Below are 11,841 nucleotides of genomic sequence, written 5' to 3' on the forward strand. Positions count from 1 at the left end.
GCTCACTTTAAGATGTCCCGTGCTCAATGTCTTATAAAGGTTTAACAGAATCTAAGCAGCGCTTATGTTCTACGTGATACACAAATTCATCCATGTAATGCTTTAACATGCCACGAACTGGCATGGCAGCTGCGTCACCCAAGGCGCAAATCGTACGGCCTTGAATATTGGCTGCTACATCATTTAATAAATCTAAGTCTTCTGGACGACCCTCGCCGTGCTCAATACGACTGACGATGCGCCATAACCAACCAGTACCTTCACGACATGGGGTGCACTGACCACAAGATTCTTCGTGATAAAAGTAGGACAGACGCTCTAAGGCACGAACCATGCAGCGTGTTTCGTTCATGACGATGACTGCACCAGATCCCAACATGGAACCCGCTTTTGCAATGCTGTCGTAATCCATAGTGAGCGTCATCATCTCTGCACCCGGAATCACTGGCGCTGATGAACCACCTGGGATGACAGCCTTCAATGGAATGCCATCACGCATGCCACCAGCAAGCTTAAGCAGCTCAGCAAATGGAGTGCCCAATGGAATCTCATAGTTACCTGGATAAGTCACATCACCAGAGATAGAAAAAATCTTCGTACCGCCATTGTTTGGCTTACCCAACTCCAAATACGCTGGACCACCGATTGCCATGATGAATGGCACAGCAGCAAATGTTTCAGTGTTATTAATTGTGGTTGGCTTGCCATACAAACCAAAGCTAGCAGGAAATGGGGGCTTAAAGCGTGGCTGACCCTTCTTACCTTCTAGTGACTCTAAAAGTGCAGTTTCTTCACCGCAAATATAGGCACCCCAACCCGGAGTAGCATGCAATTGGAAGTTGAAATCACTCCCCATGATTTTGTCACCAAGATATCCGGCAATACGGGCTTCTTCAAGCGCCTCTTCGAAGCGAGAATAGACTTCCCAAATTTCACCGTGGATATAGTTATAGCCCACGGAGATGCCCATAGTGTAGGCACCAATAATCATGCCCTCAATCAAAGCATGTGGGTTGTAACGCATGATGTCGCGGTCTTTAAATGTACCCGGCTCACCTTCATCACTATTACAAACTAAATATTTTTGGCCAGGGAACTGACGGGGCATAAAGCTCCACTTCAATCCAGTTGGGAAGCCTGCGCCTCCACGACCGCGCAATGAGGATGCTTTTAATTCTGCAATGATGGCATCTGGCGCAATCTTGTCATTGATGATGCGACGCAGCTGTTGATAACCGCCTCGACTTTCGTAATCTTTTAAACGCCAGTTCTCACCATTCAATCCTGCCAGGATCAAAGGCTTAATATGTCTATCGTGCAAGCTGGTCATGCTGACTTCCCTTCTGCACGGAGTTCGCTTAATAGCGCATCAATCTTATCTTTACTCATAAAGCTACACATACGCTTATTGTTCACTAACAGCACTGGAGAATCGCCGCAAGCGCCCATACATTCACCCTCTTTTAGAGTGAATGTGCCGCAAGATGTTGTCTCGTTGTAGCCAATGCCAAGCGTTTCTTTTAAATAGCTTGCTGCGGTCTCGCCATGCATTAGCTGGCAAGGTAAGTTTGTGCAGATCACCAACTTGTACTTACCAATTTTCTTAGTGTCATACATATTGTAGAAAGTAGCGACTTCATCTACTGCAATAGTTGGCATTTCTAAAATTTGGGCAACTGTTTCAATCACCTCTGGTGAAACCCAGCCCACTTCAGTTTGGGCGGCAATCAAAGCAGCCATCACAGCAGATTGTTTTTGCTCTGGAGGATATTTCGCGACATTGCGCGCAATGTCTGCGAGCGTTTTGTCGGATAGTTGAAGGGTTGTTGTCATGAATTCATCCTTGGCGCGCTGTATTAGCGGTCAATCTCCCCGAACACGATATCTTGGGTTCCAATAATAGTTACAGCATCAGCCAACATATGGCCACGCGACATCTCATCCATTGCAGAAAGATGTACAAAGCCTGGCGCACGAATCTTCATGCGGTATGGCTTGTTTGCGCCATCAGAAATTAAGTAAATTCCAAACTCGCCTTTGGGATGCTCAACGGCAGAGTAAGCCTCGCCATCAGGAACGTGCATACCTTCAGTAAAGAGCTTGAAGTGATGGATTAACTCTTCCATATTGGTCTTCATATCTACACGCTTTGGTGGAGATACTTTATGGTTCTCGCTCATGACAGGACCATCGTTTGCCTTGAGCCAAGCTACACACTGTTTAATGATGCGGTTAGATTGACGCATCTCTTCCATGCGAACTAAATAGCGATCGTAAGAGTCACCATTCACACCAACAGGAATATCAAAGTCAAGTTTGTCGTAAGTCTCGTAAGGCTGCTTTTTACGCAAGTCCCATTCAATACCAGAACCACGCAACATAGGACCGGTAAAGCCCAGCTGTAAAGCACGCTCGGGCGTTACAACACCGATACCAACCAAGCGTTGCTTCCAAATACGGTTGTCCGTCAAGAGATTGCAATACTCATCCACGTTGGCATCAAAACCATTAGAGAATTGCTCAATGAAATCAAGCAATGTACCGCTACGGTTTTCATTCAAACGCTTAATGGCGGAGGTGCTACGAATCTTGGTCTGAGAGTACTGCGCCATCTGTGTTGGCAGATCGCGATAGACGCCACCTGGACGGTAATAGGCAGCATGCATACGAGCACCTGAGACGGCTTCGTACATGTCAAAAATATCTTCACGATCGCGGAAGGCGTACAAAAATACGGCCATAGCACCAACGTCTAGACCGTGACAGCCGATCCACAAGAGGTGATTTAGTAAACGTGTTAACTCGTCATACATCACCCGAATGTACTGCGCACGCAAAGGGACATCCACTTGCAGTAACTTCTCAATGGCCATCACGTAGGCATGCTCGTTTGCCATCATGGATACATAGTCCAAACGATCCATGTATGGAACGTTTTGAATCCAAGTACGTGTCTCTGCTAATTTTTCTGTAGCGCGGTGTAATAAACCTATATGCGGATCAGCACGTTGGATCACCTCGCCATCGAGCTCTAACACGAGACGTAATACGCCGTGAGCGGCAGGATGCTGAGGTCCAAAGTTGAGGGTGTAGTTCTTAATTTGTGCCATGACTTAAACCGAGCCTCCATACTGCTCTTCGCGCACGATACGTGGCGTGATTTCACGCGCTTCGATTGTGACTGGCTGATACACCACACGCTTTAACTCTGGGTCATAACGCATTTCTACGTTGCCAGAGATTGGGAAATCTTTTCTGAATGGATGACCGATGAAACCGTAGTCAGTCAAAATGCGACGCAAGTCTTCATGACCATCAAACAAGATGCCGTAAAGATCGAATGCCTCACGCTCAAACCAATTTGCCGAGGCCCATACCGGAGTTAGAGAAGCAACTACTGGGTAAGCATCTTCTGGTGCAAATACGCGCACACGCAAACGCCAGTTATGGGCTACAGATAAAAGATGGGTCACTACGCCAAAACGCTGACCACCCCACTGCCCGTCTCGGTAGTCCTGGTAATCCACGCCACATAAATCAATCAATTGCTCAAAGGCCAATGATGGCTCTTCACGCAATAACATGGCGGATTCAAAATAGGCGTCTGCATGAACAACAACAGTGACTTCACCCAAAGCAATCTGAATGGATTGGGTGCGCTTACCTAAAACTTTTTCTAGATTGGCAGCGAGTTGAACTAAACGATCTGACATGTTTTAAGCCTTCCGCGCAATCGTGCTGGTGCGAGCGATCTTGGATTGCAACTGAATAATTCCGTAGATCAAGGCTTCTGCAGTAGGAGGGCAACCAGGAACGTAAATATCGACTGGCACAATACGGTCGCAACCGCGAACAACTGAATACGAGTTATGGTAATAACCACCACCATTGGCACAAGAGCCCATGGAGATCACCCAGCGTGGCTCAGGCATTTGATCGTAAACCTTACGAAGTGCTGGAGCCATCTTGTTGCACAAAGTACCAGCCACAATCATTAAATCTGACTGACGCGGGGATGGGCGGAACACCACTCCAAAACGATCTAAGTCATAACGGGAAGCGCCTGCGTGCATCATTTCTACAGCGCAGCAAGCAAGGCCGAATGTCATTGGCCATAAAGAACCATTACGAGTCCAATTAATTAACTGGTCCGCAGTAGTAGTAACAAATCCTTCTTTGAGAACGCCTTCTAATGCCATATCGATCACTCCCAGTCGAGAGCGCCCTTTTTCCAGATATATACGAAGCCCACAATAAATTCCAATAGGAAAATCACCATAGAGGCATAACCGAACCAACCAATGTCACGCAGAGCTACACCCCAGGGAAATAGGAATGCAGTTTCTAAGTCAAATAAGATAAACAGGATTGCAATGAGATAGTAGCGTACGTCGAATTTCATACGCGCATCTTCGAAAGCCTCAAAGCCGCACTCGTAAGGCGACAATTTTTCAGCGTCTGGCTTCGAAGGAGCCAATATTTTTCCGAGGAACATGGGTACTAAACCAACCCCAATACCTACTAGGATAAAAAGCAGAACAGGAAAGTAATTTGCGAGATTCAAAATGGCCCTGAGTCGTTCGTCTGGTAAGTCCTAAGAAGCTACAAAATTATCAATTACTCAACTACAAAAAACCTTGATTTGGAGCATAAAGCCCTACAATTTTTACAATTTGGTGCCGACGGCGAGACTCGAACTCGCACAGCCTAAGCCACTACCCCCTCAAGATAGCGTGTCTACCAATTTCACCACGTCGGCATCTTGTAAAACTTGTCAATTCTACTGCATTGCACCACTCATTTACCTCAAAAATAGCGCTAGAAACCACTTAAAACCCTATTTTTTACTTTGGAACTGCTGGCTTGGTCGGATCCTGAACTGGAGCTACTGGTGCTACAGCAGGAGCTGCTACGGGAGCCACAGTGCCAGACAAAATTCCAGGGCTTGCTTCCTTTTTATTTCCGATCCATGTAATGCCTAAAGTGCAAACAAAAAAGATTGCAGCAAAGATAGCAGTTGTGTGGGAAAGAAAGTTGGCCGAGCCGCTGGCGCCGAAAAGACTACCGGAGGATCCAGAACCAAAAGCAGCGCCCATATCGGCACCTTTACCCTGCTGAAGCAGTACGAGCAAGATCACAGCTAAAGCTGAAATAACTTGCAAAACGATCAATAAAGTCTTAAACCATTCCATGGCTTATCTCCAAATAAAAAATCTAGGCCTGACAAATAGCGAGAAAATCCTGAGGGTTTAAAGAAGCGCCCCCAATCAATCCGCCATCAATATCCGGCATTGCAAACAGTTCAACGGCATTGTCGGGTTTGACGCTACCGCCATACAAAATTCCCACATGGGAAGCTACATCTTCATCAAACTCAGCTAACTGCAATCGAATCGCTCTGTGCATATCCTGAGCTATTTGAGCGCTGGCCACCTTGCCCGTACCAATAGCCCAAACAGGCTCATAGGCAATCAGGCAGTCAGCCAAACGGTCTTGCAAAATCGTCACTTGCTTTGAAATTTGACCTCTGACTATCTCAACTTCGCGGCCAGAATTGCGCTCATCTGCAGACTCACCAACACAAATCACTGGAATCATGCCGTTGTCTAATACCTGCAGCGCTTTTTCTGCCACCTGCTCATCAGCCTCCTGATGGTACTGACGACGCTCTGAATGCCCCACAATAACGTAGGCACAATTTAACTCTTTCAGCATAGCGGCTGCAACATCACCGGTATAAGCTCCAGCTGGATAAGCTGATGCATCTTGAGCGCCTAAACTTAAAAAAGCTAGAGAGCAGTCACGAATTAAATCACCACACTGTGACAAATAAGGTGCTGGGGCGCACACCACATACTTACGACCCGCAGGCATCCCCTGCTCCATGCCGCGGCAAACAGTCTTAATCCAGTCTGCATTACTTGCAAAGCTGCCATTCATTTTCCAGTTGCCGATAACAGTGATTGGACGCATGAAATCTAATTCAACACTTAAACGGTCAACACAATCTTGCCAACGTGCTCAGAAGACTCCATCAAACGATGGGCATCAGCCGCTTGGTCTAAGGTAAATGTTTTATAGATGACTGGCTTTAACTTACCTGCATCTAGCAAAGGCCAGATATGGGCATGCAACTGTTGAGTAATCCGCTTCTTAAATGACACTGGGCGTGGGCGCAATGTAGAACCCGTAATGGTCAAGCGACGACGCAAAATTTGATTCGTACTCACTTCGGCTTTGGATCCACCCTGAATTGCAATGATCACAATGCGACCATCATCAGCCAAGCAATCAATTTCTTTTTGTACGTAAGCGCCGGTGACCATGTCTAGAATGACATTGACACCCTTACCGTCTGTAGCCTTCTTTACTTCCTCGACAAAGTCTTGCGTCTTGTAGTTGATTGCCAAGTCAGCGCCTAACGCTACGCAAGCAGCACACTTCTCATCAGTACCTGCAGTCACAAATACTTTGTGACCTAAGGCTTTCGCAATCAGAATAGCTGTCACACCGATACCGCTTGAGCCACCTTGAACCAATAAAGTTTCACCTTCTGACAGTTGGCCACGCATGAACACATTACTCCACACGGTATAAAACGTTTCCGGTAATGCGGCAGCCTCTTGATCGGTAAAGCCCTTTGGATAAGGTAAGCATTGGGCAATTGGGGCTATGCACAAATCTGCATAACCACCACCTTGCACTAGCGCGCATACCTTATCGCCAACCTTGAGTCCAAACAGATTATCGGGATGATTTAAGTCACCACCAATAATCTCACCAGCTACTTCAAGTCCAGGAATATCAGACGCGCCTGCTGGAACCGGGTAATGTCCTTTACGCTGCAAAACGTCAGGACGATTAATCCCGGCAGCCAAAACACGAATCAGAATCTCGCCAGACCCAGCACTTGGAAGTACTGGATCAGGACGAGTGGCAGACACCAGCATTTCTGGTGCGCCAAATTCTTTGATTTCTATTGCGCGCATATGAATTCCGCTTGCTAACTAAACTACTTAAGCGTTTTCGCCAGATGCAGGAGCAGCTTCAGCAGCCGCCTCAGCACCAGCCAAAGGAGCAATCGTGCCACCCTCATCCGCCATTGCAGCTTTGAGAGATAAACGTAAACGACCACGCTCATCGGCAGCCAACAACTTCACGCGAACAACTTGGCCTTCTGCTAAGTAGTCTTTAACTTCTTTTACACGCTCATTAGAGATTTCAGAGATGTGCAAGAGACCATCTTTACCTGGAAGAATGTTTACTAAAGCACCGAACTCAAGCAACTTCACTACTGGGCCTTCGTAGATCTTGCCTACTTCAGCTTCGGCAGTAATGCCTTCGATACGTGCTTTTGCTTCAGCCATACCTTCTGCGGAAGTCGAAGCGATTGTTACAGTACCGTCATCTTTAATATCGATGCTGCAACCAGTTTCTTTAGTCAAGGCTTGAATTGTTGCGCCGCCCTTACCGATCACTTCACGAATCTTGTCTGGATGAATCTTGAAAGAAACCATACGTGGAGCATGTGCAGACAATTCAGTGCGAACTGAACCCATTGCTTCTTGCATCTTGCTCAAAATGTGCAAGCGGCCTTCTTTAGCTTGAGCCAATGCAACTTGCATAATTTCTTTGGTGATGCCTTGAACTTTAATGTCCATTTGCAAAGCAGTAATACCGTTAGCAGTACCTGCTACTTTGAAGTCCATATCGCCCAAGTGATCTTCATCACCCAATATATCGGTCAACACAGCAAAACGATTGCCATCCAAAATCAAGCCCATTGCAACACCAGCAACGTGAGCTTTAACAGGAACGCCAGCATCCATCATTGCCAAACAGCCACCACAAACAGAAGCCATGGATGAAGAACCATTGGACTCAGTGATTTCTGAAACTACACGAATGCTATAGGCAAAATCTTCTGCACTTGGCAATACGGGAATCAATGCACGTTTAGCCAAACGACCATGACCAATTTCACGACGCTTAGGGCTACCTACACGACCTGTTTCGCCAGTAGCGAACGGAGGCATGTTGTAGTGGAACATGAAGCGATCACGATACTCACCTTCGAGCGCATCAATGATCTGCTCATCACGTGCAGTACCTAAAGTAGCCACTACGAGAGCTTGTGTTTCACCACGAGTAAACAATGCTGAACCGTGTGTGCGTGGCAATACACCATTACGAATTTCAATCGGACGCACAGTGCGCGTATCACGACCATCAATACGTGGCTCGCCATTCAAAATCTGGCTACGAACAATCTTGGCTTCGATTTCGAACATGATGTCGCTAACAGCAACCGCATCAACGTCACCCTCTTCGGCTAGCTTGGCTAAAACTGTTTTAGAGATCTCTTTGAGCTTGTCTGAACGAGCGCCCTTTTGACGAATCTGATAAGCCTCACGCAATGGGGCTTCAGCTAATGCGGTGACCTTAGCGATAAATGGCTCATCCTTAGGTGCGGCAGTCCAATCCCACTCTGGTTTGCCAGCTTCGGCTACCAATTCGTTAATTGCGTTGATCGCAGTTTGCATTTGGTCATGACCGTATACAACCGCACCCAACATAATTTCTTCGGACAACTGGTTAGCTTCTGACTCCACCATCAATACAGCAGCTTGCGTACCAGCAACAATCAAATCCATTTCGCTAGTTGCTTGCTCTGTACGAGTTGGGTTCAAGAGGTACTGACCATTAGCGTAACCAACGCGTGCTGCGCCAACTGGGCCAGCAAATGGAATGCCTGAAACAGCTAAAGCAGCAGAAGCCGCGATCAATGCAGGAATATCAGCAGGAACATCAGGGTTGATAGACAACACATGAATGACCACCTGAACTTCGTTCAAGAAACCTTCTGGAAACAATGGGCGCAATGGACGATCGATCAAACGGGAGATCAATGTCTCGCCTTCTGATGGGCGACCTTCACGACGGAAGAAACCACCAGGAATTTTTCCTGCGGCGTAAGTTTTCTCTAAGTAATCAACAGTCAATGGGAAAAATGACTGACCTGGCTTAGCAGATTTAGAGGCAACTACTGTACCCATTACTACTGTGTCATCTACGTTAACAATGACAGCACCGCCAGATTGACGAGCGATCTCACCTGTCTCCATCACTACTTGATGGTTGCCCCATTGAAACGTCTTTACTGCTTTTTTAAACATAGTCATTCTGATCTTCTCCAAATTGTTCACGTCAAAGCCACATGGATTTAACGCTTGTCGCGGGATAAAGCAGTGTCGCGACAACACTGGAGCGTTTGAAGATCACAAGGGATGCCATTCCAGGGAGACACTGGGTTCTTAAACCCAGAAACTCATTGGAATGACACGATCCCCTACACAAATGATCCTGAAGCGCCCAAAAAACATGCCATCTGCTTAAGACTGATTCGGTGACGAAACAACCCTAAGATAGATGGCATTGCAATACCGATAAGAATTACTTACGGAGACCTAATTTCTCGATCAATGCGCGATAGCGACCCAAATCCTTGCCCTTGAGGTAATCCAAAAGGCGGCGGCGGCGTGAAACCATCTTCAACAAACCACGACGGCTGTGATGATCTTTAGCGTTAGCTTTGAAATGGGGGGTTAATTCATTGATGCGGGCTGTTAGCAATGAAACTTGAACTTCAGGGCTACCCGTATCGTTTGCGCTGCGCGCGTTATCTTTGACGATTTCCGCCGTTTTAATATCAGCAACTGCCATTTTCATACTCCTTACTTGCGAACACCTGAGCTTTCACCCAATTTGTGTCGTGCATTTATTAATCAAATAAAACAAAAAAGCTTTACAAATCAAAGCCCTCGAATTATAGCAGATTCACCTTAAATCGCTGACCCTAGGGCTAGGCACTCAAATAAAGCTTAAGCAGTGGGCACCAAGTTAAGCTATTGATTTATATGGAAATAATGAAGAAACTGACTAGAAATGCCTATTTTTTAGGCATTTCTACATCAAATCCCTTTTTATAGCCTGGCGGGTACTTTTGCCACTCCTTACCGCCCAGCCCCTGCTTATAACCATACTCAAAAAGTGCTTGCATATAGGCGGTGTCAAACTCAGTCTTGTGGGGGAACTTAAAGTCTGGCCCGATAAAAGCCAAATTGAAACTGACTCCATCAAGCTGGGTGGTGTGATAAATGCGATAGAGATCGCCAATGCCTTGAGTCTGAATCATGCTAGAAATCGCTCTCTGAATGATGCTTAGGGTACCCCGCTGGGTCTCGCGCCACTCAGGATCCAAGCGGGCATTACGAATAAGGTAGGCATTGCGCTGCTTTTGTAGCTTGAGTTTCAAATCTTGAGCACGCTGGGATAAGGCGCTTGGATAGAGGAATACCTGAGTGATAGCACCGCCATCGACATGCATCTCCTGAAGGCTTTGGCCAGAAACCTCAAAATCAAACATCACCGGAGAAAAGGCTCCAGGAATCGATGCAGAAGCCAGCATGACTTTTCTAAAAAGCTCTAAGGCCTCTGGAGTAGCGATACTGGCAATCTTGCCCATGTTCCAAACTACCGGTACGCCCGCATCTAAATTGGTTGTCCCAATCAAAAGCCAGCGGTTTTTGGTGGTGTACTCATTTGCCACCTTCTTCAGAAAATCTTGATCAATGTATTTTGAAATCAATTGAAACAAGGGGGTAGTGTCAGATAAGCCATCACTTAAGATGCCGGAGATTAATCCACGTTCTATGAAGATATCTTGGGGGCCATATTTTGTATAAACATCGCGTAAGACAGGATCATATTCTTTGCCCATAAAAGCAAATGGGGCAATTAATGCACCAGTACTGATACCAGTGACCAAGTTAAATTGCGGGCGATCGCCGCGGTCCGCCCACCCTATTAATAATCCAGCACCATATGCACCATCATCACCACCACCAGAGAGGGATAAATAATTTGCCGGTGCATTTAAGGTTTTTTCATCCCTCACCTTAAATCCCGTCTGAATATCCATGGCCATCTGATCTACGCTAGATTGACTGGCCACCATATAGCGCGCACTAGTAAGACCGGCAATTTGCGCTTGACCCATCTGCTGCGATGGCACTGCCGCTTTGCGCTGCAAACTGCTGCAGCCTACCAATGAGAGCACGAGGAAAGTAAAGATACAGCGAGTTAACAGAGTCATATTGGATCGTTATTGGACGAGATGGCTAGTAGGAGTATAAAGATGGAATTCATTCACTGCGGAAATACAGTAAAGGTAAAAGTCAATGCAAACTCAATTCATCCAAGCATTAGCCTGTGGTCTATTAGCCCTATTACCTGCGCTAGTCTATGCGCAATTTTCCAATCCATTTGCTGCCGAGAAAACAATTGCCCAGCAACGCCAAGAAATCCTCAACAAGAGAGAAGATATTTTAAAAGCACTGTATCAAGCTCAACCCAAGGCAAAAGAGTTGATTGAGAAATCCATTGGCTACGCAACCTTCAGCAACTTTGGCATGAAGATATTGATTGCTGGCGGAGGTACAGGTAACGGCGTCGTTATCCAAAAAGATGGTACTAAACCAATTTATATGAATATGGCGGAGGTTCAGGCTGGACTAGGCCTTGGAATTAAGTCCTTCCAAAATATTTTTATCTTTCAAACACAAGCCGCACTGAATGACTTTGTTAATTCTGGATGGACATTTGGTGGTCAAGTTACTGCTGCCGCTAAGTATGAGGCTAATGGCGGCGCATACCAAGATGCCACTACCGTAGCACCCGGCGTATTAATGTATCAACTGACAGACTCAGGCCTTGCCGCAGAAATTACTGGCAAAGGCACTAAGTATTACAAGAGCACGGACCTTAATAAATAAGAGGGAT

At 46.4% G+C, this 11,841-nt stretch carries 13 protein-coding genes and 1 tRNA gene; 1 reads left to right on the forward strand and 13 read right to left on the reverse strand.

All coding sequences use genetic code 11. The features are described 5' to 3' along the window. Window positions 1-31: 31 nt before the first annotated feature. From nuoF to ICN26_RS00495, 13 genes are all read right to left on the reverse strand, one after another. Window positions 32-1,330, reverse strand: coding sequence for an NADH-quinone oxidoreductase subunit NuoF (nuoF, locus tag ICN26_RS00435; protein ID WP_216266103.1), 1,299 nt, complete (start codon window positions 1,328-1,330; stop codon window positions 32-34). After that, window positions 1,327-1,833: an NADH-quinone oxidoreductase subunit NuoE gene (gene nuoE / locus ICN26_RS00440; protein WP_216266104.1), complete on the reverse strand. Its 507-nt coding sequence runs from the start codon at window positions 1,831-1,833 to the stop codon at window positions 1,327-1,329. Before nuoE ends, nuoF begins: the two co-directional genes overlap by 4 nt. 23 nt (window positions 1,834-1,856) lie before the next feature. After that, on the reverse strand, window positions 1,857-3,110 hold the full coding sequence (locus tag ICN26_RS00445) for an NADH-quinone oxidoreductase subunit D (RefSeq protein ID WP_216266105.1): 1,254 nt from the start codon (window positions 3,108-3,110) through the stop codon (window positions 1,857-1,859). Window positions 3,111-3,113: 3 nt separating this feature from the next. Continuing rightward, entirely contained in the window at window positions 3,114-3,713 is a 600-nt protein-coding gene (locus ICN26_RS00450) for an NADH-quinone oxidoreductase subunit C (protein WP_216266106.1), read from the reverse strand. Between the two features lie 3 nt (window positions 3,714-3,716). Continuing rightward, the gene (locus ICN26_RS00455; protein WP_011902891.1) at window positions 3,717-4,199 is read right to left on the reverse strand and encodes a NuoB/complex I 20 kDa subunit family protein; all 483 of its coding nucleotides are present in this window, start codon (window positions 4,197-4,199) and stop codon (window positions 3,717-3,719) included. 5 nt (window positions 4,200-4,204) lie between these two features. After that, window positions 4,205-4,564: an NADH-quinone oxidoreductase subunit A gene (locus tag ICN26_RS00460; RefSeq protein ID WP_011902892.1), complete on the reverse strand. Its 360-nt coding sequence runs from the start codon at window positions 4,562-4,564 to the stop codon at window positions 4,205-4,207. 110 nt (window positions 4,565-4,674) lie between these two features. Next, window positions 4,675-4,759: transfer RNA gene (locus ICN26_RS00465), tRNA-Leu, on the reverse strand. An 85-nt stretch (window positions 4,760-4,844) separates the two neighbouring features. Next, a complete protein-coding gene (gene secG, locus ICN26_RS00470; protein ID WP_216266107.1) occupies window positions 4,845-5,192 on the reverse strand; it encodes a preprotein translocase subunit SecG in 348 nt (115 codons plus the stop codon). Window positions 5,193-5,214: 22 nt separating this feature from the next. Further along, window positions 5,215-5,973 (reverse strand): triose-phosphate isomerase, encoded by a 759-nt coding sequence (tpiA, locus tag ICN26_RS00475; RefSeq protein ID WP_216266108.1) that lies wholly within the window; start codon window positions 5,971-5,973, stop codon window positions 5,215-5,217. A gap of 17 nt (window positions 5,974-5,990) precedes the next feature. Next, on the reverse strand, window positions 5,991-6,989 hold the full coding sequence (locus ICN26_RS00480) for an NAD(P)H-quinone oxidoreductase (protein ID WP_216266109.1): 999 nt from the start codon (window positions 6,987-6,989) through the stop codon (window positions 5,991-5,993). 27 nt (window positions 6,990-7,016) lie between these two features. Then, the gene (gene pnp / locus ICN26_RS00485) at window positions 7,017-9,182 is read right to left on the reverse strand and encodes a polyribonucleotide nucleotidyltransferase (protein ID WP_216266110.1); all 2,166 of its coding nucleotides are present in this window, start codon (window positions 9,180-9,182) and stop codon (window positions 7,017-7,019) included. Between the two features lie 271 nt (window positions 9,183-9,453). After that, on the reverse strand, window positions 9,454-9,723 hold the full coding sequence (gene rpsO / locus ICN26_RS00490) for a 30S ribosomal protein S15 (RefSeq protein ID WP_112204355.1): 270 nt from the start codon (window positions 9,721-9,723) through the stop codon (window positions 9,454-9,456). A gap of 226 nt (window positions 9,724-9,949) precedes the next feature. Beyond that, window positions 9,950-11,155 (reverse strand): patatin-like phospholipase family protein, encoded by a 1,206-nt coding sequence (locus tag ICN26_RS00495; RefSeq protein ID WP_216266111.1) that lies wholly within the window; start codon window positions 11,153-11,155, stop codon window positions 9,950-9,952. Window positions 11,156-11,240: 85 nt separating this feature from the next. On the opposite strand from ICN26_RS00495, the gene ICN26_RS00500 reads away from it, so the two are divergent. Further along, window positions 11,241-11,834, forward strand: a complete 594-nt coding sequence (locus tag ICN26_RS00500) for a lipid-binding SYLF domain-containing protein (RefSeq protein ID WP_216266112.1) — start codon at window positions 11,241-11,243, stop codon at window positions 11,832-11,834. The last annotated feature ends 7 nt before the right edge of the window (window positions 11,835-11,841 follow it).

Origin of the sequence: Polynucleobacter hallstattensis, assembly GCF_018881835.1 — a bacterium.
In the GTDB taxonomy this organism is placed as follows: Bacteria; Pseudomonadota; Gammaproteobacteria; order Burkholderiales; family Burkholderiaceae; genus Polynucleobacter; species Polynucleobacter hallstattensis.

Bases quoted from the DNA above. Each gene is read 5' to 3' on its own strand.
- nuoE (WP_216266104.1), bottom strand. From the start codon at position 1,833: ATGACAACAACCCTTCAACTATCCGACAAAACGCTCGCAGACATTGCG.
- secG (WP_216266107.1), bottom strand. From the start codon at position 5,192: ATGGAATGGTTTAAGACTTTATTGATCGTTTTGCAAGTTATTTCAGCT.
- ICN26_RS00445 (WP_216266105.1), bottom strand. From the start codon at position 3,110: ATGGCACAAATTAAGAACTACACCCTCAACTTTGGACCTCAGCATCCT.
- pnp (WP_216266110.1), bottom strand. From the start codon at position 9,182: ATGACTATGTTTAAAAAAGCAGTAAAGACGTTTCAATGGGGCAACCAT.
- rpsO (WP_112204355.1), bottom strand. From the start codon at position 9,723: ATGGCAGTTGCTGATATTAAAACGGCGGAAATCGTCAAAGATAACGCG.
- ICN26_RS00500 (WP_216266112.1), top strand. From the start codon at position 11,241: ATGCAAACTCAATTCATCCAAGCATTAGCCTGTGGTCTATTAGCCCTA.
- ICN26_RS00495 (WP_216266111.1), bottom strand. From the start codon at position 11,155: ATGACTCTGTTAACTCGCTGTATCTTTACTTTCCTCGTGCTCTCATTG.
- nuoF (WP_216266103.1), bottom strand. From the start codon at position 1,330: ATGACCAGCTTGCACGATAGACATATTAAGCCTTTGATCCTGGCAGGA.
- ICN26_RS00450 (WP_216266106.1), bottom strand. From the start codon at position 3,713: ATGTCAGATCGTTTAGTTCAACTCGCTGCCAATCTAGAAAAAGTTTTA.
- tpiA (WP_216266108.1), bottom strand. From the start codon at position 5,973: ATGCGTCCAATCACTGTTATCGGCAACTGGAAAATGAATGGCAGCTTT.
- ICN26_RS00455 (WP_011902891.1), bottom strand. From the start codon at position 4,199: ATGGCATTAGAAGGCGTTCTCAAAGAAGGATTTGTTACTACTACTGCG.
- ICN26_RS00480 (WP_216266109.1), bottom strand. From the start codon at position 6,989: ATGCGCGCAATAGAAATCAAAGAATTTGGCGCACCAGAAATGCTGGTG.